This is a genomic window from Methylomonas sp. EFPC1, assembly GCF_016925515.1.
Taxonomy (GTDB): domain Bacteria; phylum Pseudomonadota; class Gammaproteobacteria; order Methylococcales; family Methylomonadaceae; genus Methylomonas; species Methylomonas defluvii.
In genome coordinates, this window is the sequence record NZ_CP070494.1 from 2,852,327 (window position 1) to 2,874,273 (window position 21,947).

Below are 21,947 nucleotides of genomic sequence, written 5' to 3' on the forward strand. Positions count from 1 at the left end.
ATTCAATAATTAACTGATTTTTATTTTGTAAAAGATGCGCCGTAAACAATAAAGAAAAACATAACGAATGACATATAATGTCACGCCTAAAGAGTATAGGCTTGAAATCGGATAATGTATTTTGAACAACGCATTCACATCAGATAGATTACGATGAGACCTGACGCTTCTCAAAGTTTTCGTGAATTTGAGAATATCTAAACTCTCTGAATTATCCGCGAGCGATGTATGTATGTTACTTATTTGCACGAATACTTTTGGAGCGACATATAGAGCTATATTTTTCTTGAGTGCTCGCAAATAAAAGTCATGATCTGCACCATAGTGCGGCAAGTTTTTTTCATCGAAAAACCCTATTTTGTTAAATACAGAATTAGGAATTAACACTCCTCTTCCGCCTACGATTAGCTTGACTGGAATAACGTCTCTGGAGATCATCTTGGCGCTAAGTTTCTTCGGACCGGCTATAGTGGAAAAGCCTAACAAAAAGCACGTGCTTGGACTGATAGAGGTGATTTGTCCGCTTTGCCAATCGCGCTGGACTGGAGCGATGATGGCGTCAGGATGCGCTTCGGTCAATTTTACCAAGTGACCCACGGTATTAGGCGTCACATAGCAATCGTTGTTTAACAACATGACATAGTCCGCCCCACGCTCTATAGCTGCACGGATACCCAGATTGGTTGCGCCAGTCCACCAAAGCTCGGATGAGCCTTCCAAGCGAATTACGTGCGGAAAATCCTGGGCCAGTCCGATTTTTGTCGTGTCAGTAGTACCGTGATCGACTAGCAATATAGTGAATTCCTGAAATTGGCTAACCGCCAATGCCTCTAGACAATGTAGAGTCTGCGTGTAGCCATTGAAATCGGTAATGACGATATAAAGATTTTTCATCAGACAAGCTTAGTCAAAGCTTCATAAAGTTTTTGGCCTATTGATTGCCAAGCCAACTCTTCTGGAAATAAAGCTATTTCCGGGTTTTGAAGCTGTGAGAGGATTGCTTTAGCCATATCGTTAGGATCAGGATCACAAATAGATGATGGTGCATATTTAAAGATCTGTTCGTGATTGGAAACCCGTGTAGCTACTACTGGTTTTCCGCAAGCGAGGTATTCCGCAATCTTGCACGCGCCTGACATACTATTAAATGTGTCATCGGCATACGGCACGCATACCACGTCACAAGCCTGAATAAGTTTTGGTATGTCAGATTGCCCCAACTCGCCAAAATAGTCTATCCACGACTCATCGAGACAAACATCTGTTACTCGTCCGGCCATTACAAGACGTAAATTCGGCAGAGCCAATCTGATCTTTCGACAGGCTTCGATCAGAAGCGGTCCTCTGGATGGCGTAATGGAACCGAAATATCCAACCAAAGGAATATTGGCCATCAGCTTCATCGCCTGTCTGGCCAGCAAGTCATCGCCTTTATCGAATAAGCTTGTATCAACTCCATTTTCAATTAATAAAGCATTTTGGCTAAGTCCGTTAAGGACTTTTTGTAACAGAGGCTGGCTCGCACATAAAACCAAATCGGCGTTCTTGACCGTATGATCAAACAGCAAAGTGAGTCCTTTAAATCGGTTGATCCGAAAAGACGGGTAATAATCATACACATCGTAGACAAATGGCACTCCAAGTCTTCTTGCTATCCAAAGCCCTAGGTAACCAATGTAAATGTCCCCACTTGCGATGAGAACATCCGGTTTGGCAATACAAGCATTGCGATAGGCATCCAGAAGAAATCGAGGTATCTTGCTTGCCGTTGCTGGAATGGTATGAAAAGAAACACCCGCTTCGTTAACGCTTATTTCTGCGTTATTTCGATAGTCAATGGCATCAACAAGAACATCGCTACCATGGGTCACCAATTGTTTCGGCAAATGGTAAAGCCGCCCAAAGCGATCATGAATTAGATCTTTGTTGGTGTAATACCGCTTACACAGGAAGTAGATGTTCATTACAGCAAACGATTAAATTCAACCCATTGCTCACGGCTTAGCACGGCATAATTGTCGGCTATAAATAGCGACAAACTTACTGGCGATCTCTTTCCAATCATAAGGTTCTGCGGTCAGCCTCCCAAATGCGCACAGTCCTTTTCTTAAAGTTTCATCCACCAATAGCTGCTCAATCGCCTTTGAAAGCGACTTTGTTTGCTTAGGATCAACTAACAACCCCGTTTTTCCATGCTCAATTATTTCGGCAACGCCACCAGTGCGCGTACTTATCACAGCAGTACCGCTAGCCATCGCTTCCAATAAAATTACACCTTGGCCTTCCGTATCGCCATTGCTGTCGACAATTGATGGAGCGATGAAAATATCAGCTGCCGCATAGTAGTCCGGTAAGATGGCGTTCGGAAATCTGCCGTAAAAAACCACCTTATCTTCAATCTTTAAATCAACCGCTAACATTTTTAAACGTTCACGCTCGACGCCATCGCCAATAATCCATAATTCAACGCGATCAAGTAGGTTTTTAGGCAAACCAGCCACAGCCGCTATCAGATCGGCCACGCCTTTTTTTTCAACCAAGCGCCCGACAAATAACAGAATAATTTTTTGCGTATTGCTTGGCTTGAGTACCGCTTGAGCATTGCCGGCCGCAAATTTTTCATAGTCTATGCCCATGGGAATAATCTGCGGCTTGGGCAAATCCGGGCCTACGGCATCGGCAGTGGCTTCGGTGTTGCTGGTCCAAGCTGCGCAATGCTTTATGGTCCAGCGTTTGATAGCTCCTAAAACGCTACCTCGCAACGCAAAAGCGTCACCACCGTGCGCGGTCACCAACACCGGGATTTTGAACAGCTTGCCTAACAATACCGCTACCGTGCCTTGCGGGAAAATCCAGTGGGCGTGTATCAACGACGGCCGGCGGGCAACCATAATCGCGGCCGCTGTCATAAACATGGATAGAACGAAAAAAGGCACCTGCAACAACAACCAAGGCGCAGCCCGCAAGTTGGGTAAAATCCCGGAGCCGTAAGCTAACATTTGCCACCTACGCGGCCAAAAATAACGAAAATGGCGAGAAACTATGCCGTCAGGGTGGTTAGTTGGGTGTATTTCCGGATGATCCGGCGAGAGGATATAAAGATTAACTTTCTGGTTTGCCAGAGCTTCCGCCAAATAGCGTAAGAAAACCGAAGCACTGTCGTCTTTACTGCGAGGATAACTTGATGTCAGCCAAAGCACCTTGATCGGTTTGTCCTTGGCTGACTGGGCACTCATACAGAGTTTAGCTATCTGGGAAGGCCTAACGCACCAAACTCAACAACACACCCGCAGCCACCGCCGAGCCTATTACACCGGCGACATTCGGCCCCATCGCGTGCATTAACAGGAAGTTGTGCGGATTACTTTCCAAACCAATTTTATTAGCCACCCGCGCTGCCATGGGCACTGCGGAAACGCCGGCAGCACCAATCAACGGATTGATCGGCGTACTGCTGAAACGGTTCATGACTTTCGCCATCAGCACACCGCTTGCAGTACCGATAGAAAAAGCGACTGCGCCCAAGCCTAAAATACCCAGCGTTTCCATTTTTAAAAACGCCTCGGCGCTCAGTTTGGAGCCAACCGACAAACCCAGGAATATCGTGACAATATTGATCAATTCGTTTTGCGCGGTTTTGCTCAGTCTTTCGACCACGCCGCTGGCATTCATCAAGTTACCCAGACAAAACATACCAACCAGCGGTGCCGCCGAAGGCAGCAACATGGCGGTCAACACCAGCAACATCAAAGGAAATACAATTTTCTCGGCCTTGCTAACCACTCTAAGCTGTTGCATTTCTATCCGCCGCTCTTGTTCGCTGGTCAAGGCGCGCATAATGGGCGGTTGAATCAAGGGTACTAATGCCATGTAAGAATACGCGGCCACCGCAATCGCTCCCAACAATTCCGGAGCCAATTTGGACGCCACATAAATCGCAGTGGGGCCGTCTGCACCACCGATGATGGCAATCGCCGCCGCCTGCTTAAGCGTAAAATCCATACCTGGAACGGCATTCAACGCCAACGCGCCGAATAGAGTCGCGAATATCCCGAATTGGGCGGCAGCCCCTAAAAACAAAGTTTTAGGGTTAGCCAACATCGGGCCGAAATCGGTCATCGCCCCGACGCCCATAAAAATCAGTAGCGGAAAGATGCCTGCCTTGATACCACCATATAGGTAATAAAGGATGCCGCCTTCGTCTATCATGCCGGCCACCGGAATGTTGCTCAGCACCGCGCCAAATCCTATCGGCAATAGCAGCAAAGGTTCAAAGCCTTTTTTGATAGCCAGATACAACAGCAAAAACCCCACCGCCATCATAATGACTTGCGGCCCGGTAACGTTATAGATACCCGTGCTTTCCCACAACAGTCTAAGATTTTCCATGGATTATGTATTCAATCGGTTGTTTGATCAGAATCACCGCCATCGCACCCGCCAGTAGCGTGGCGCGAATCGCTGATCAGCGAATTACTTAGATCCCGGGCCTAAGCTAACGGCCCGAGACCACGTTAAACGATAAGAAATATTACAAGGTGACCAATACATCGCCGACCGCCACGGAATCCCCCTGACGAACGTTTACCGCGCTGACGATACCGGCTACTTTGGCGCGGATCTCGGTTTCCATTTTCATCGCTTCCATAATCAAAACGACATCGCCTTCGGAGAGATGAGAGCCTACATTGACATTGACTTTAAGCACCACGCCAGCCAGCGGCGATTCCACAACACCACTGCCGCTGACGATAGGCGCAGTGGCTGCCAACATGGGGCCGCTGTCCAAAACGGACTGTACTGTAACCGGTTTAACGACTAAGTCGGCACCGCCGGATGCCACCGCTACGTGATAGTTTTTGCCGTCGACGTTAACAGTGTAGGTCTCTGCGACCACGGCTTTCTGGGTAACGGCGGGCACTGACGCTGTCGCGCTCTCTGCTCCCGGTTTAGGTTCAAAAGCCTCCGGGTTACCGCGGTTTTGAATGAATTTCCAGCCGACTTGCGCAAACAAACCATCAATAAGCGCATCTTCTTCAACACTGTCGGCCAGTTTCACGCCTTCCGCCGCGGCTTTGGCTTTTACATCTGCCACCAGTTTGTCCATCTCGGCTTCCAGCAAATCCGCCGGTCGGCATGTGATCGGTTCGGCGCCGTTCAGCACGCGCGCCTGCAATTCTTTATCGACTGGGGCTGGCGTTGCGCCGTATTCGCCTTTCAATACACCGGCGGTTTCCTTGCTGATCGTTTTGTAGCGCTCGCCGGCTAGCACATTCAACACGGCCTGAGTACCGACAATTTGCGAAGTGGGCGTGACCAGCGGGATGTAACCGAGGTCTTTACGCACTAACGGAATTTCCTGCAGCACCGCGTCAAAACGATCCGCAGCGCCCTGTTCCCGCAATTGGCTTTCCATATTGGTTAACATACCGCCCGGCACTTGCGATACTAAAATCCGGCCATCCACACCTTTCAAGCTGCCTTCAAATTGCGCATATTTTTTGCGTACTTCTCGAAAATAGGCGGCGATCTTTTCCAGCTTGGCTAGATCCAGACCGGTTTCGCGCTTTTGGCCGGCCATGGCCGCCACTATGGTTTCGGTGGGGCTGTGACCGTAGGTCATGCTCAACGACGAGATGGCGGTATCGACATTGTCGACGCCTGCCTCAACAGCCTTGATGTATGTACCGACACTTAAACCGGTGGTAGCGTGGCATTGCATATGGATTGGAATCGCCACGGCTTTTTTTAGTTTGCTGATCAGCTCGTAAGCATCGTAAGGCGTCAACAAACCGGCCATGTCCTTGATGCAGATAGAATGCGCACCCATGTCCTCAATTTGCTTGCCCTGCTCAACCCATTTCTTGATCGTATGTACCGGACTGGTGGTGTAGGAAATAGTGCCTTGGGCATGGGCATCGGTATATAGCACGGCTTTGATGGCGCGGTCGATATTGCGCATATCGTTCATCGCATCGAAAATCCGAAATACGTCTATACCGTTGACCACGCAACGCTCGACAAATTTATCGACCACATCGTCGGCATAGTGCCGGTAGCCCAAAATATTTTGCCCCCGGAACAGCATTTGTTGCGGGGTATTGGGCATGGCTTTTTTCAACAGCCGTAAACGCTCCCAAGGATCTTCGCCCAAATAACGAATACACGCATCAAAGGTGGCGCCTCCCCAGGATTCGATAGACCAGTAACCGATTTGATCAAGCTGCTCGCAAATCGGCAGCATGTCTTCGATACGTAGCCGGGTCGCCAGAATTGACTGATGGGCGTCACGTAATACCACCTCAGTAATTCCCAGGGGCTTATTTACCTTTTCCACTCTTTTCTCCTAATGACGTTTTTGGGCCGAGCACTGCTACCTTGTGGGTATGATTATCCGTGTTTATGTTTTTTGCGGTACTGATGAACAGCTGCGGTAATAGCAGCGATGACAGCCTTATCGTTGCCTGCCACGACAGGTTGATCCGAAAACTTGGCAGGCATTTCCGGAAAGTAGCGGCGGACCAGTTGGGACATCACATTGATAGCCACGATCAACATGGCCAAAAATGCGTAAACCATACCCATGCCTATTAACATCAGCTCAATCCCTGAGGACAGCATTTCGTTCATGTGTTTCGTCCAAATGATTAAAAACTGTGTTCATTATCGCCAAAACCGCCGGATTAAACAATCCTGAGCGGGGCGCAGGGTTTAATTGCCGTAGCCGGCGTAAGGCAAAACAAGATTATTAGACTGTCGTCTTAAGTAGTCTGACGCTAACTGAATAGCCTCATCAATAAGGGTGGATTGGCGCCGATTTATTCAGCAGCCAATTGCAAATATTCCAACACTTCGGCAATGTGGGTTTTGACCTGCACCTTGCGCCATTCCTTGACCAACACACCGTCTTCGTCGATTACGAAAGTGCTGCGCTCTATGCCACGCACTTGCTTGCCGTACATGTTTTTCATTTTGATGACATCGAATAAATTGCAAAGGCTCTCGTCCTGATCGGATAACAAATCAAACGGAAACTCTTGTTTACATTTAAATCCCTCGTGCATTTTCACGCTATCGCGGGATACACCGAGGATAACGGTATTCAATTGATTGAACTGTTCGATATTATCCCTGAACGCTTGCCCCTCCTGAGTGCAGCCGGGCGTACTGTCCTTGGGATAGAAATATAAAACGACTTTTTTGCCGCGATAGTCGCTCAGTTTGACGGTTTTTTCGCCGGTGGCGGCAATTTCAAAATCGGGAACGGCGGAGCCGAGAGTAGCTAAAGTCATCAGATCACCTTTTAATGGGTTCGAGAATAGCGTCGATGTTTAAGCTGTCGCAAAAATCCAGAAACTCTTCACGCAACGATAAAATGCGCACTTCCGGCGGTACCAGCAATACATATTTGGTGGAGAACACCGGCGTGTTAAAAAACGCCGCTTGATGGCGGCTGGCAGTCACTTCTTCGATAGAAATGCCCCTGTCCAATAAAAACGATGTCACCGCGAACAGCACGTCGTTTTTATCCATGGAAATGGTTTCCAATGTGTAAGGCACCCCCTCCAATACTGGCGGGATTTCATCCGGCCGTAAAAAACTCATCTGAATTTCGAATCGAACTTTTATCGCTTCCAGCATACCTTCCAGCTTGGCGATATGATTCCAATTGCCGGCTATCAGCAGATAAGCCGCAGTGATTTGGGTCAGGTTGGACGTGCGCAGTTCCACGACACTGCATTGACAGGCACTCAGGGCCGAGAGGATTTCCGCGATAAAACCGTTGGACTTGCCGCCCAACACTGTGATTGCAAGTTGCATAATGTAAGTCCTTGAATACGCCTAGCGCAGTGTAACATCAACGCCGCGAAAAGCAGAACCGCAACCCAGCAATCCGGACTACTATGAATCTATCTCGGTAATCACCGCGTGATTATCGAAGTGCACGGTTACTTTTTTGCCGGCCCGAGCCTTCAATACCAAGGCTTCATCGACTTTAAACGCCACCGCCAACTGTTGATCAGTGACAGGCGCGGTCCGCTTCGGAGCGACGCTGGCATGCAACCAGGACAAATACAAAGTCCAAAACAACCAAATGCCGGCAATGATCACCACGATCTCGCCGTACAACTGCAACAATTCCAACAGCGTTTTATAACCACCAAACCAGCGGATCTCGTCGGACAGGCTTTTCAAACCCATCAACCAAGCGCCGAGCGTAAACAGGGGCCACAAAAAGTACAACCAAAGCACCCAACTCAATACCGACATAAACGCCGAGCCGCATTTTTGCCGGAAACTTTGTAGATGCGGTTGGTTGATAATGATGTCTTTCATTTCTGCCTCAAGCCTCTATCCAAGGTTACCCACACCGCCCGCTGGCCGCGCTTTTTGCGTAAAGCCTTGATGCAGCCGTTAATCGTGGTACCGACATTGATTAGCCAATAGACAATCGGATACCAAATCATCCAATAGTAATGCTGCGCGGAGCCGCCGCTCTTACGCTCGTAACTGGAATCGATAGTTAAACTGACGGCAAACTGAATCAAACAGGTGACGCATAACAACATACTGGTCCAATGCGGCGATAAATCCTCCAGCGCCTCCTGCGGTTCGCTGCTAAGCCACTCGATCGGCACCAGCGCCAGCATCGCCACCACCAGAAACGCCCAGGTCAAACTGATACAACATTCCAGATACAGCGGCCACATACCGCGTGAACGCCAGCTAAACAGCGGCCGGAAATAACGCAGCAAGACCTCGACTCCACCTTGCGCCCAGCGGCTGCGCTGTTTCCACAAGCCGTTTAGCGTCTCCGGCATCAACACCCAACACAAGGCATTGGGCTCAAAACGGATAGCCCAGCCGGCCAATTGCAGTTTCCAGCTAATGTCGATGTCCTCGGTCACCATGTCCGGACTCCAATAGCCCACATCGTGCAAGGCAGTTTTCCGGAAACCGGCAATCACTCCGGAAATGGTAAATACATGCCCATAAGAACGCTGCGCACGCTTGATCATGCCGACGATGGCGGAAAACTCCCCGACCTGAATTTTACCCAGCAAGGTAGAACGATTGCGGATACGCGGATTGCCGGTCACCGCGCCGACATGCGGATCTTCCAGAAAATGTCGAACGATCCAGGCCGTCGCATTCGGCGCCAGCAAGGCGTCACCGTCAATGCCGATCAAAATTTCGCTATTGGCTAATAATGCTGCGGTGCGCAAACCCACCGCCTTGCCTTGATTGCTGGCTAAATTGACCACTCGAATTTGTGGGTGCTGGTCGGCCAGCTCGTGCAAAATTTCCAGCGTGTTGTCTTTGCTGCCGTCGTTGATCGCAATAATTTCGTAGTTGGGATATTCCTGATGCAGCAGATATTCGATGGTCTCCCGGACATTCTCGCCCTCGTTATAGCAAGGGATCAGAATCGACACGGACGGATATTCGGGTAACTGCGGCAGATCGGACAACACATTGCCGCGATTCCGCTCCCAACGCACGTAATAAATCATGCCGCCCAACATCCAGACATAGGCCATCAGCAACGGATAATAAAACACAAAGCGCGACAGCCATTCGTTGAACTGCCACCACGGCACTTCCTGCAAATATTCCAGGGTGATCAACCACCAGTCGATAAACTGCTGCACCCAGGCTTGGTCTAGCAAGTTTTCCATGTATCGTTTAATCCTTTCTCGAAACCGGGAAGAATTTTTTCAGCTCGGCCAACTTCGGCTGATCGTTAAACACATTATCCGGGTAATAACCGATATGCTTGGCGCCGTGCTTTTTCAATAACTCGAATTGCTCGGTAAACACCGGCATCGCAATATCCTGCTTGGTTTTCCAATTAACCGCCTGCAATTCGAACACCATCTTGTCCAATCCGTCCGGATATTGCGCGGTCTTTTCCACCAACTCTATCAACCATTGTTTGGGATTTTCCGCCTCTTCCATGAAAGGCATCGCTTCCACCGCCACGTAGTCGTAATGCTTTAAAAATGCCGGGAAAGACTGCGCATACCATTCTTCGCTATAAGGCTTTAACAGCGGCAACGAATAAAAATTGCGGGCGGTTTTGATGTAAGGCCGATAGAACCGGACCTTGTCGGTCAAATAATCGGTGAACTGGCCGATCAACTCGGTTTTGTGCTGGGCCCAACGCAAGCGTAACTCGCTGGATGCGTGGATCTTGTCGAACTCGGCCGGCATGCCCCAGACGTTGCGACTGAAGTCCATCGCCAGCGGCGAGACGTCTTCAAAATCCGACAAAATCCCGTCGTCGTGAAACAGAATGCCGTTAAAGTCGCAATGTTTCGCCAGGTCTTCGTAAATTTCGCCGACAAACTGCCGGGCTTCCGGGTTAAACGGCGACAAACGGGTATAGATATGCCGGGACAACTGCGGTTCGCCGTCGCGCCATTCTTTCACGTACCATTTCAGCGGCACATCGGCTTTATACGCCATGATCGGCATCCAGGCATACACTCTCACGCCTGCCCGCGTGCGCAATTGCAAGGTCACATGATTAAACATATCCCGGCGTACCGGCAAATGCCGATTAGGGAAATACAGTTTGTCGGCATTACCGTCGCCATCCGGGTCGGAATAGGCTTGCAGATAAACGGTATTGGCGCCGCTGGCTTTAATTCGCTCCACCACCAAGGCCAAATTCTTTTCGGTCTGCTCTTCGTCCTCGTCGTAGATGTAATCCATATCCACGTGCGCGACCCGCAACTCCTGGCCCACGCGCTGGTTTTTGACGATTTCACCGAACTGTTTGGCGTTGACGTCGTCGGTGATCATCATCCGCTTCATCACATATGCATCGGCCAGGGTATTGGCGCCGTCGTTTAGCCCCATGGTCAATCGCATGCCAGCCAATTTCGTAGCTTCCAGCGCAATCGCGTTATATTCGCCGTAAGGCCACACCATCACCCGCGGCCGCTTGCCCAATATCTGAAACAAACGCTCGGAGCTTTTATCCACTTCCTGGAAAATCCGTTTGCGATAGTCCTCGTCTTTCTCGTATTCGTCGTATTCGTTGCTGTACAAACGCGAAGTGACCGCGCTTTGTTGATTGCCTTGCGGATTGGCGACGATGCCGTGATGTAAATCATAGGTGTGCGACGCAATCTCGACCAGACCGCTGTCCGCCACTTCGCGAATCTGCGCCGGCGTCATCAACGGTTTAACACCGGGCACATTCTGCTGCTCCAGCCAAGAACCGACTACCGCCAAGGTGGCCGGATACTTGTATTTTTTCAGCAAAGGCATGGCCCGGGTATAAAAACTCAGGTAGCCGTCGTCAAAGGTCAACATCACGGCTTTAGTCGGCAACACCTTGTCGCCCTTCATGCAATCCAGCAAATCCTGGACGCTGATCACGTGATAGTTATTCTGCTTCAACCAGGCAAAATGATCGGCCAAATGGTCTTTGTTGACCGCGATCCGATCAAATGGCGGCACCCGCTCTTCTTCTTCGAGAATGTCGTGATAATTCAATACCAGAAAGCTGGAGTTACCCGAATCGGCGGCCAGCAAGGGCTGGGCAAACAAACAGAAAAAGACAAAAATTACACGAGCAACAATGTGCATATTATTAATTTAAGCGGGAAAAGAAACTGGAAACAGCTGGTTCTCAGTGTTAAAAAAGACCAGAATTGGCCGGCCCATTTTACCCGAATCATCAGGCTAGGCCCGTTTTATTTGTCCCTGCGACGCACTGTCGCAGGCCTAGGCAAACGTTAAAACCAACCTGCCACTGCGGCCTCCAACACCCGCTTGGCCATACCCGTAACAAAAAGCCGGAACAGCATCCGCCCACAAACTTCATAACGTTCGGAAAAAACTGGTTATGATTGAATAAAAACCTCATCCAATTCATTGCCCGATTAACTGCGTGCGTATCGGGCCATGCGACCTACCCGGAGAATTCATGCAAAAACCCTCGCTAGCAAATCATTGGCGGCAAGACCTCACCGCCGGCTTTTTGGTATTCCTGATCGCCTTGCCCTTGTGCCTGGGTATCGCCGTCGCCTCCGGCTTTCCACCGATGGCCGGCATCATTTCCGCCATCGTCGGCGGCTTGCTGGTATCGCGCATCGGTGGCGCGCAACTCACTATTACCGGCCCAGCGGCCGGTTTGATCGTGGTGATATTGACCTCCGTGCAAACCCTCGGCGACGGCGATACAATGGCAGGCTACCGCTATACCTTGGCGGCAATCGTCATTGCCGGCGCCTTGCAAACCGTGCTGGGTTACTTCAAAGCCGGCCGCTTGGCGGCATTTTTTCCGGCTTCGGTGGTACACGGCATGCTCGCGGCGATTGGCATTATCATCATCAGCAAACAATTACCGGTGATGGCCGGCGTGCAAAGCCAAGGTGCCAGCATCCTGTCCGGCATCGTGGCTTTGCCGCATAGCCTGATTTACTTCATGCCGCAAATTGGCTTGATCGCGCTGGCCGGTATCGTGGTGCTGATCGGCTGGCCGCAGATTCACCAGCCTTTGCTGCGCAAGATTCCGGCACCCATCATCGTCATTGCCTCCGGCATCCTGCTCGGCCATCTATTCCAGCTCGACCAATTGCAGCCGGGCGAAGCGTTCATCGTTCCTAAAGATGTTTTGTTTGCATCGCACTTTCTGGTGACATTCCCGGACAGTCTGTTGGCCAGTTTTTACCTGCCGGATTTCAGCAAACTGAGCGCCTTGGCGTTTTGGGAAAGTGTGATTTCAATCTGCCTGGTGGGCAGCCTGGAAAGCCTGCTCAGCGCCGCCGCCGTCGACAAGCTCGACCCGGAAAAACGCTACTCCGACTTAAACAAGGAATTGCGCGCGGCAGGTATCGGCAACGTAGTGTCCGGCATGATCGGCGGTTTACCGATGATTGCGGAAATCGTCCGCAGCTCAGCCAACATCGACGCCGGCGGCCGCAGCAGCTGGGCTAATTTTTTTCACGGCGGCTTCGTCTTGCTGTTTGTGGTGCTGTTTCCGGACTTGATCTCGACAATTCCCTTAGCCTCGTTGGCCGCGCTGCTGGTTTATACCGGCTATCGCTTGGCTTCGCCGCAAGCCTTTGCCAAAAGCATGGACTTGGGCAAGGAACAACTGGCTTTGTTCGTGATTACCATTTTCGCGATCCTGGCAACCAATCTGTTAGTCGGCGTACTGATCGGCATCGCCGCCAAATTGTTGCTGCACATCGGCCGCGGCGTGCCCTTGGGCAACTTGCTGTCTATATCTTTTAAACTGCAAGCCAACGGACCAAACAGCTGGATTGTTAAAGTCAGCGGCGCAGCTTTGTTCTCCAATTTTCTGGCGCTAAAAAGCCAGGTAGCCAGCCTGGCAGACGGCCAAACCGTGATCTTCGATTTAAGCGCCGCCGACTTGATCGACCACACCGTGATGGAGTTTATCGCCCATTACCGAGAAGACTACATCGCTCGCGGCGGACGCTGCGAAATTCATGGGCTGGCCGACTTGGAATCCTTGGGCGACCATGCTTTAGCCGCTAGACAGCGCAGATAAATATCGGCTTGCGCCCATCCATCAAACGCAGTAAATCCTCACCCGGCACGGATGCCGGGGTCAAAATGCCAAGTGTGTCTGGCGCCAATACCTGCGTATTCCGAATCTCTATATAAAGCCACTAAACATGACCGAAGCCACCATCACCTGCCCCAATTGCAGTACGCAAGTACCGTTGACCGAATCGCTGGCCGCGCCGCTAATTGCTGCCACCCGTAAACAGTTTGAGCAACAGCTACAACAAAAAGACCAAGCGATTGCCTTGCGCGAACAGGGTATCAAAGATCAGGAAAAACAACTGGCCGAAGCCAAGCGCGGCCTGGACGATCAAGTCGCAGAGCAAGTTGCCAAGCAACTGCAAGCCGAGCGCCAGCGGGTCATTGAGGAAGAAACCCGTAAAGCCAAACAAGCCGCTGCCGCCGAACTGGAACACAAGAACCGCGAATTAGCCGACTTGCACGAAGTGTTGAAAGTCCGCGACGCCAAACTGGCCGAGGCTCAGCAAGCCCAGGCCGAACTGATCAAAAAGCAGCGCGAACTGGATGACGCCAAACGCGAGCTGGAACTGACCATCGAAAAGCGCGTGCAAACCAATCTGGCTGAAGTGCGCAGCCAAGCTAAACGCGAAGCCGAGGAAGGCCTGAAACTGCGGGTGATGGAAAAGGACCAGACCATCGCCTCCATGCAGCAAAAAATCGAGGAACTGAAACAAAAAGCCGAACAAGGCTCGCAGCAACTGCAAGGCGAAGTCCAGGAACTGGAACTGGAAAACCTGCTGCGCGGCAAGTTTCCGTTCGACAGTATCGAACCGGTCGCCAAGGGCGAATTCGGCGGCGACGTGTTGCAACGGGTCAACGGCCCGAACGGCACCCCGGCCGGCAACATCTTGTGGGAATCCAAGCGCACCAAAAACTGGAGCGACGGCTGGTTAGTGAAGCTGCGCGAAGACCAGCGCGCCGCCAAAGCCGAATTGGCGGTCATCGTCAGCCATGCCTTGCCCAAGGAAGTGGAAACCTTCGACGTCATCGACGGCGTTTGGGTCACCAGCCCCCGCGCCGCCTTACCGGTCGCCACCATCTTGCGCCATACCCTGCTGGAAATCGGTTTGGCCCGCCTCGCCGCCGAAGGCCAGCACGGCAAAACTGCCTTGGTCTACGAATACTTAACCGGCCCGCGCTTTCGGCAACGGGTCGAAGCCATCGTCGAAGCCTTCTCCACCATGCAGGAAGACTTGGACAAAGAGCGCAAAGCCATCCTGAAACAATGGGCCAAACGCGAAGCGCAAATTGAGCGGGTGATGAACGCCACAGTCGGCATGTACGGCGACTTGCAAGGGATTGCCGGCAAATCGTTACAAGAAATCGAAGGCTTGGAGATGCGGGCGTTAGAGATGGATGGGGAATTGGAGTGACCTATCGACCAGCCGGTCGATCTGGTTTCCAAGCTCCGGCTTGGGAACCAGAGGAGTAGAGAAATTCACAAAATTGACCCGAATATAAAACCATGTTTATACTCGCGTTTAAACATCCCGGAGATCATCATGACCGAAGCCATACTCGACATCAAACAATGGGGTAATAACCTGGGCGTGCGCCTACCGGCGGCCATTGCCAAAGCAGCCCATTTGCACAACCATCAACGAGTACGGGTATCCGTTGAAGATGACAAGGTGATTATCACCCCGTTAGTCGACGAACCTTTAACGTTGGAACAACGTTTGGCCCGTTTCGATCCCGAGCGGCACGGCGGCGAAGCCATGGCAACCGCGGAAGCAATCGGTGCCGAACGTTGGTAAGCCGTAAGCAAGCAACGGCCTGGGTACCGGAAAGGCAAGACATCATCTGGATTGATTGCAATCCGCAAGTCGGCCAGGAAATGCGCGACATCCATCCGTTTTTAGTGCTTTCGCCAAGCATTTTCAACGAAAAAACCTCGCTGGTGATCGGCCTGCCAATGACAACTGCCGCCTATAACGCCGACAATCCGTTTGCGGTCGCCGTCGGTAAAGCCGGCGGCCGCAAAGCCGAACAAACCAGCTATGTGCTCTGCCACCAACCCAAATCCTTCGACTGGCGCTTGCGCAAAGCCAAACCGCATCCGCTTAAGGTCTTGCCGGGCGATTTGTTCACTCAGCTTTGCGAGCGACTGAATCAGATTATTCAGATTGGTTCGGGCTGATCCCTCTGCACTATAAGGGTAGAGTGTAGTCATTCCAGGCTCTCTCTGCGCCGATATCGCAAACGAACGGTTTTCTCCAATCTCCGCTTAGGGGTTTGGATGGATAGGGGCACATTGTTTTGCCCAATCTATGTGTTTGGCTATAGAACAAAAGCACGTTAAAATTAACGCACGTTATTTTTAACGTACAAAATGCATCTATCAGCGAGGCGCTTATGAAAGCCAATCCCGGCGGTCAGATTGATTTAAACGAAATCATAGGGCGCGATCGCGTCATCGAACAGCTTTGGGAAACCTTGGAGCAGCAATCGATACGCATCAACGCCGAACGCCGCATTGGCAAAACCACCGTCATTAAAAAACTTTACGCATCGCCTAAAGTCGGTTGGGTACCGATTTTCCAGGATTTGGAGCAATGCCATAGCGCCATGGATTTCGCCCAAGCCGTTTACCGCGAAGTCGATGCTTACCTATCTGCACGGCAACAAACCGCGCGTCGGGCAAAGGATTTTTTAAAAGCCATCGGCGGTACGGAAATCAAAGGCGTGCTCAAGTTACCTACCTTTAACGACCAAACGCCTTGGAAGACGTTGCTGAGCAAATCGATCGAAGATTTGGTCGAATCCCAACACCAACAAAACGAACGCCCCTTGTTGCTTTGGGACGAAGTGCCGCTGATGCTGCAAAGCATCGCCGCTCGAGAAGGCCAAGCCGCCGCGATGGAAGTATTGGATACCTTAAGAGCGCTACGCCAGGAATTAGGTGGCCAGGGCTTGCGCATGGTTTTGACCGGATCGATCGGTTTTCACCATGTCATCGACAGTCTGAAACAGCAAGGCTACGCCAATTCGCCTTTGAACGACTTATACGCTTTCGAACTGCCGGTTTTGGACGCGAATTTCGCCCAGGAATTGGCGACAAAACTGATCGCGGGCGAAAACATCGCCACGTCGGATGCCCCCATGTCCGCCCAAACCGTCGCCGAACTGGCCGACGGCTTTCCATTTTATATTCACCACATCGTCAAGGCCGTGAAATTATCCGGGCTGGAGGCGACCGCCGAGGTAATCGACAAGCAAGTCAGCAAACAATTGCTGGACGGCAACGATCCTTGGGAACTGACGCATTACCGCGACCGAATCTCGACTTATTACAGCACTGCTTCCGAAGCCGTCGTTTTGGCGCTGTTGGATAGCATCGCGGCAAGCGACCAGACGACGGCGGTCAACACCATTCTGCATGAGCTGAAAAGCCAAGGCTTGGCTGTGGACAGAGAAGCATTGCTGAAACTGCTGAAAGCAGTCGAACAAGACCACTACCTCGCCAAAGACGAACAAGGCCACTATCGGTTTCGCTTTCCGTTGCTGAAACGCTGGTGGCGACTGTCGCGCGGACTTTAGGAGCCGAAAATGAGCGAATCAGCCTTTTTATCGGTATTCACGCCGAGCCGGACCGCGCCGGAAGATTTGGAAGCCATCTTCGTTCAGCGCCATGCGCTGCTAGCCGATGCAGTGGAACGGGTTAGGGAAAGCGCCGGTAGCGGCCATAAACATCATCTGTTGTTCGTCGGCCCGCGCGGCACCGGTAAAAGTCATTTTTTGACCTTGTTGGTTCACCGCGTCGGCCTGGACGAAAGCTTGCAAGAGTCGCTACGGATTGCCTGGTTGAACGAGGACGAAACCAGCACCACGCTGCTGGAACTGTTGCGCCGCATCTATTTGGCGCTGAGCAAGCGCTACCCCGGCGACTACCATGCGGACGATCTGGAACCCATTTACGATTTGGAGGCCGAGGCCGCCGAACGGCTGTTGGCTACGTTATTGCTGGAAAAGCTGGCCGGTAAAACCTTGCTGGTTGCACTGGAAAACTTGGACGCTTTGTTCGAAGGTTTAGGTAAAGCCGGACAACAGCGCTTGCGGGCCTTCATTCAGGAACATCCGGTGATGGCTATCGTCGCCACCGCCCAACGCTTGGTCGACGACGTGGCCAAGCGTAACAGCACCTTCTTCGGCTTCTTTCAGACCGAAATGCTGGCGATGTTGTCGGTGGAAGAAGCCGCCGAGTTGCTCGGCAAAATCGCCGCGCTCAACCGCCAGGACAAGGCCGCCGCCTTTTTGCGCAGCCCTACCGGCCGTTCGCGGGTACGAGCCCTGCACCATTTGTCCGGCGGCAACCACCGGGTTTATCTGGTGCTATCGCAATTCATTACCGGCGACAATATCAATGCCTTGGTCGAACCTTTCGCCAAAATGGTCGACGAAATGACGCCCTATTATCAGGAACGCATCCGCTGGCTACCGCCGCAACAACGCAAGATCGTCGAATTTTTATGCAGCCGGGAACGGCCGACCCCGGTCAAGGACATGGCCCGCCACCTGTTCGCCAGCCAACAAACCATCTCCAGCCAGCTTAAGGATTTGCGCGCCAAAGGCTACGTGCAATCGGCCCAGCGCGGCCGCGAGTCGTTGTACGAAATCGCCGAACCCTTGATGCGGATATGCGTGGAAATCAAGGAAAACCAGTCGCCCGGCCCGCTAAGGCTCTTGGTGGATTTTTTGCGGGTTTGGTACGACGGAGCTCAACTCGACGAACGTTTGTCGGCCAGCGGTGAAGGCAGTTTGGCGCGTAATTATTTGCAGGCGGCGATCAACAGAAATTCGGTTCTGGGAAATTTGCGGGCACAATTGTTGGTGGAGGATTTTCGGAAGGAATTGAATGACGAGCAGCGTGAAGTCTGGATGTCTTTAATCGAGGACACCGCGGAGATATCTGAAGAATTGGCGCTAGCTTTCGGGGAATTGGCCAAGGGAAATCACGAACTCGGAATACAAACCCTGGAAGAAATATGTAAGGAAGCCGATAAATATCCTCAATCGGTCATTGCAATTGCATACGCTCGCGCCGCCATAGAGTATTTCAATATAGGTAAAATCGATGCAGGCATTCGAATCGTGGATGGCCTGCTTGAGTTATCCCAAAAACCAACTGCACTACTTTTGTTCATACTCAATTCTAGAGCTTCGGCTTATAAACGTCTGGGCATGACCGAAAACGCAGTAAACGACTATAGCCGGGTCATCGATTCAGGCAATGTAGCACCAAAAGAAACCGCAAAAGCACTTCTTCAACGTGGCAGTATAAGAGTTGAATTGGGCGAAATTGAAGAGGCCTTGAAGGATTTCGATAGCGTTGTCGAATTGTACGGCGTCTCGCCGGAAATGATAGCAAGAGCGCATTGGAACAGGGGAAGAGCATTGAGGCTGTTGGGGGACTTCGTCGGCGCGATTTCAGCCAACACTTTAGCAATCGAATTTTCTGAAAAATCGCCGGTATCCATGGCGAGTGCATTGTTTAGCCGGGGCTTGCTCAATTCTCTAGCCGATAGACTCGAAGACGCCAAACGCGATTACGCTAGGATTTTAACTATCGAAAACCTGCCGGATGACTTGTTTGCGGACGCACATTTCGCGCTGGCATTGGTAAGTTTTGCGCTAGGGAGCTGGACCGAGGGAATGGCAAGACTTGTGGACGGTTTAGGTAAATTGGCAGCGGACTGCCAACCGGAAGATGCGCTATTTACAGGCATTGTCGGTTTTGTTTATACCAGCAGTATATCGACAGCCGCCCGCAAACAACGCATCGCCGAATTAGCTCAAATTTTCGTACAATTCGACGCATCGAATTACCTCGGCGAAGCCCTAATACGCCATTTGGGTAATCTCCACCGCGATCCCGAAGAAACACCCAGCCCGGACAATCTGGAACAATGGTATTCGGCTTGGGAAGCCGCCGGAGCTGGCTGCGAAGCCTTGAAATTACCGTTACGCCTCTTACGCACCGGCATCGATTTTCTGAAAACCGGCGCACAGGACCGTAGCGTTTTGCTGGACCTGAACCAAGAAGAGCGGCAAATTTTGGCTCAGACTTTCGATCTCGAGGAAGCCTGAGCAAACCTATTCGTCCTCGGAAAAGCTTGCATATCGTGCTGGATTCCTGGCGGTTTTTGCAACGTGATAGCGGGTTTCAGTTGTACGGTTACGTGATCCTGGAAAATCACCTGCATTTGATCGCCGCTTCGCCGGATTTAAGCCGGGACATGCAGCGGTTTAAGGCTTATACCGCCAAGCAAATCATCGGTCATTTGCAGCAAAGCGGTGAGGCGCGGGTACTGGAATTGTTGGCGTTGTTGAAGCGGCCGCATAAGATCGAGAGCGAGTACCAGGTTTGGGAGGAAGCCATCCGCAGCTGATCGAATCCGAGGCAGCGATGCGGCAGAAGCTGGATTATATTCACCTTAATCCGGTCAAGCGCGGTTATGTGGATTTGCCTGAGCATTGGCGTTATTCCAGTGCACGGAATTATGCGTGAATGGAGGGCTTGATCGAGGTGGTCAGAGACTGGTGAGGATTTGGGAAGCTGGAGCTTCCGAGGGCTGGGTTCCCAAGCTGGAACTTGGGAACCAGAGGCCTAAGGATCGGATTACATTCAGCAGTTTAAAGCAACAAAACTACAGTATTCGAGCCATGAGTAGCACTCTCTGGAGACCAGCCAGTGTCAGTAGTCGAGAGCTTCTGCGCGATGGCGCAACGGCTGAGGTAAAACCAAGCACTTGTTTTCCATTTGGTTTATTCCTAAGCTAGCCGGCTATTTATCTGCATAGAAGACAGCCAATGCGCGGCATACACACGGAATCGAAAAAAGAAGTTTACGACGTCGTCGTTATCGGCGCGGGGATTGGTGGCCTGAGTACCGGCGCATTGCTGGCGAAAACCGGCAAATCGGTATTGCTGGTGGAAAGGCACGACAGGCCGGGCGGTTATGCCCATGGCTTCAAGCGCCGCCACTTTCATTTCGATGCCGGTGTGCATCTGGTCAGTGGTTGCAGTCCGGAAGGCTACGGCAACGGCAGCACTATGAATAAGATTTGCCGGGCGGTAGGCATTGATCCACAGAGCTTGTTTATCCCTGTCCCTTCTTACGCCCGCGCGGTTTTTCCGGATTTCGAAGTCCCGTTGCGAGCCGGCGAAGCGGCGTTCGTAGCCGGCTTAACCGAAAATTTTCCGGCAGAAAAGGAAGGTCTGCTGGCGTTGATCCGCCTGTGCAAAGTCCTGGCGGAAGAAGCCATGCTGGCCGAGGAAGTGTTGTCCCAAAGTAAGGCAACGCGGGTTTCGCCGATGCAAATGCTGGGCAATTTATTCCGCTACCGGCGCACCACGCTGGCGGAGGCACTGGACGAGTTTTTGGTGGATGCCCGCCTGAAAAGCGCTTGCGCGATGCTCTGGCCTTATTTGGGTTTACCGCCGTCGCAACTGTCTTTCCTTTATTGGGCGTCGATGATGGCCGGATACACCTACGAAGGCGGCTATTACTGCCGGGGCAGTTTCCAGAATTACGCCAATCAACTGGCCGCCGCCATCGAAAACCAAGGCGGCGAAGTTTTGCTGAATGCTAGCGTGCGGCGGATTTGTGTCGAAGCCGGTAAAGCTTGCGGCATTGTTTTGGAAAACGGCCAGGTAATCCGGGCCGAAACGGTGGTTTCCAATATCGACATCCGGCAAACCGCCGAATTGTTGATCGGCCCGGAGCACTTGCCAAGCGGGTATGGCGAGGGCTTGGCAAAGCTTTCGCCGTCCTTGTCGATTTTCGCCTGCTATATCGCCACCGACCTGCCGATCTCTGAGCAAGATCATGCCCATGAGGGCTTTTTCTTTGAAACGTTCGACCACGAAGCCAGTTATGCCTGCAGCCAATCCGGCCAGAGCAACTGGTTTTCGGCAACCCTACCCTCCTTCGCGGACTCCTCATTGGCGCCGCCCGGACAAAGCATCATGATGCTGACCACCTTGTGTCCGTTTGACGTGGGCGAATCCTGGCGCATCGCCAAGAGCGGTTTTCAGCAACGTTTGCTGGAAAAAGCCGAACGGCATTTTCCCGGATTGAACGACCATTTGTTGGTCGTGGAGTCCGGCTCACCGCGCACCCTGGAGCGCTACACCCTGAACCACCACGGCGCTGCCTATGGTTTTGCGCCCACCCCGGATCAGATTGGCCCGAACCGGCCAAGCGTAGTCGGCGCCCTGCCCGGCTTGTTCCACACCGGCCATTGGACCCGGCCAGGTGGTGGGGTAGCCGGTGTCAGCGTCTCCGCCTTACTCGCCGCGCAAGCGGTACTGGGTATCGCTAAGCAAGCGGATTTTTGGAAAACCTTAGGGATTGACGACTAAGAGCTTGAGGC

General features: G+C 51.8%; 19 protein-coding genes. 8 read left to right on the forward strand and 11 right to left on the reverse strand.

Annotation, left to right across the window (positions count from 1 at the left end):
- Positions 1-9 precede the first annotated feature (9 nt).
- The 11 genes from JWZ98_RS13155 to pgaB form a co-directional block, all read right to left on the reverse strand.
- Positions 10-894: a glycosyltransferase family 2 protein gene (locus JWZ98_RS13155; RefSeq protein WP_205450389.1), complete on the reverse strand. Its 885-nt coding sequence runs from the start codon at positions 892-894 to the stop codon at positions 10-12.
- Complete coding sequence (locus JWZ98_RS13160; RefSeq protein WP_205450390.1) at positions 894-1,964, reverse strand: glycosyltransferase; 1,071 nt, start codon at positions 1,962-1,964, stop codon at positions 894-896. The genes JWZ98_RS13155 and JWZ98_RS13160 overlap by 1 nt, the downstream gene beginning before the upstream one ends.
- 30 nt (positions 1,965-1,994) lie before the next feature.
- Entirely contained in the window at positions 1,995-3,236 is a 1,242-nt protein-coding gene (locus tag JWZ98_RS13165) for a glycosyltransferase (protein WP_205450391.1), read from the reverse strand.
- 25 nt (positions 3,237-3,261) lie between these two features.
- Entirely contained in the window at positions 3,262-4,389 is a 1,128-nt protein-coding gene (locus JWZ98_RS13170) for a sodium ion-translocating decarboxylase subunit beta (RefSeq protein ID WP_033156515.1), read from the reverse strand.
- A gap of 142 nt (positions 4,390-4,531) precedes the next feature.
- Positions 4,532-6,337, reverse strand: a complete 1,806-nt coding sequence (gene oadA / locus JWZ98_RS13175) for a sodium-extruding oxaloacetate decarboxylase subunit alpha (RefSeq protein WP_205450392.1) — start codon at positions 6,335-6,337, stop codon at positions 4,532-4,534.
- 53 nt (positions 6,338-6,390) lie between these two features.
- A complete protein-coding gene (locus JWZ98_RS13180) occupies positions 6,391-6,630 on the reverse strand; it encodes an OadG family transporter subunit (RefSeq protein WP_036274151.1) in 240 nt (79 codons plus the stop codon).
- A 188-nt stretch (positions 6,631-6,818) separates the two neighbouring features.
- On the reverse strand, positions 6,819-7,292 hold the full coding sequence (locus JWZ98_RS13185) for a peroxiredoxin (protein WP_205450393.1): 474 nt from the start codon (positions 7,290-7,292) through the stop codon (positions 6,819-6,821).
- A 4-nt stretch (positions 7,293-7,296) separates the two neighbouring features.
- The gene (locus JWZ98_RS13190; protein WP_033156519.1) at positions 7,297-7,821 is read right to left on the reverse strand and encodes an ACT domain-containing protein; all 525 of its coding nucleotides are present in this window, start codon (positions 7,819-7,821) and stop codon (positions 7,297-7,299) included.
- An 81-nt stretch (positions 7,822-7,902) separates the two neighbouring features.
- On the reverse strand, positions 7,903-8,337 hold the full coding sequence (pgaD, locus tag JWZ98_RS13195) for a poly-beta-1,6-N-acetyl-D-glucosamine biosynthesis protein PgaD (protein ID WP_033156520.1): 435 nt from the start codon (positions 8,335-8,337) through the stop codon (positions 7,903-7,905).
- Positions 8,334-9,680, reverse strand: a complete 1,347-nt coding sequence (gene pgaC, locus JWZ98_RS13200) for a poly-beta-1,6-N-acetyl-D-glucosamine synthase (protein ID WP_205450394.1) — start codon at positions 9,678-9,680, stop codon at positions 8,334-8,336. Before pgaC ends, pgaD begins: the two co-directional genes overlap by 4 nt.
- Positions 9,681-9,687: 7 nt before the next feature.
- Positions 9,688-11,601 (reverse strand): poly-beta-1,6-N-acetyl-D-glucosamine N-deacetylase PgaB, encoded by a 1,914-nt coding sequence (pgaB, locus tag JWZ98_RS13205; protein ID WP_205450395.1) that lies wholly within the window; start codon positions 11,599-11,601, stop codon positions 9,688-9,690.
- Between the two features lie 340 nt (positions 11,602-11,941).
- Here pgaB and JWZ98_RS13210 point away from each other — a divergent pair, with 340 nt between their 5' ends.
- From JWZ98_RS13210 to JWZ98_RS13245, 8 genes are all read left to right on the forward strand, one after another.
- Positions 11,942-13,534, forward strand: a complete 1,593-nt coding sequence (locus JWZ98_RS13210; RefSeq protein ID WP_101053017.1) for a SulP family inorganic anion transporter — start codon at positions 11,942-11,944, stop codon at positions 13,532-13,534.
- Between the two features lie 127 nt (positions 13,535-13,661).
- Positions 13,662-14,945, forward strand: coding sequence for a DUF2130 domain-containing protein (locus JWZ98_RS13215; protein ID WP_101053014.1), 1,284 nt, complete (start codon positions 13,662-13,664; stop codon positions 14,943-14,945).
- A gap of 129 nt (positions 14,946-15,074) precedes the next feature.
- On the forward strand, positions 15,075-15,329 hold the full coding sequence (locus JWZ98_RS13220; protein WP_205450396.1) for an AbrB/MazE/SpoVT family DNA-binding domain-containing protein: 255 nt from the start codon (positions 15,075-15,077) through the stop codon (positions 15,327-15,329).
- The gene (locus tag JWZ98_RS13225) at positions 15,323-15,712 is read left to right on the forward strand and encodes a type II toxin-antitoxin system PemK/MazF family toxin (protein ID WP_205450397.1); all 390 of its coding nucleotides are present in this window, start codon (positions 15,323-15,325) and stop codon (positions 15,710-15,712) included. The genes JWZ98_RS13220 and JWZ98_RS13225 overlap by 7 nt, the downstream gene beginning before the upstream one ends.
- Positions 15,713-15,927: 215 nt before the next feature.
- The gene (locus JWZ98_RS13230; protein WP_205450398.1) at positions 15,928-17,112 is read left to right on the forward strand and encodes a hypothetical protein; all 1,185 of its coding nucleotides are present in this window, start codon (positions 15,928-15,930) and stop codon (positions 17,110-17,112) included.
- A 9-nt stretch (positions 17,113-17,121) separates the two neighbouring features.
- Complete coding sequence (locus JWZ98_RS13235) at positions 17,122-19,659, forward strand: ArsR family transcriptional regulator (RefSeq protein WP_205450399.1); 2,538 nt, start codon at positions 17,122-17,124, stop codon at positions 19,657-19,659.
- Positions 19,660-19,685: 26 nt separating this feature from the next.
- Positions 19,686-19,961 (forward strand): transposase, encoded by a 276-nt coding sequence (locus JWZ98_RS23215; protein ID WP_240347990.1) that lies wholly within the window; start codon positions 19,686-19,688, stop codon positions 19,959-19,961.
- A 421-nt stretch (positions 19,962-20,382) separates the two neighbouring features.
- Complete coding sequence (locus JWZ98_RS13245) at positions 20,383-21,936, forward strand: NAD(P)/FAD-dependent oxidoreductase (protein ID WP_205450400.1); 1,554 nt, start codon at positions 20,383-20,385, stop codon at positions 21,934-21,936.
- Positions 21,937-21,947: the final 11 nt, after the last annotated feature.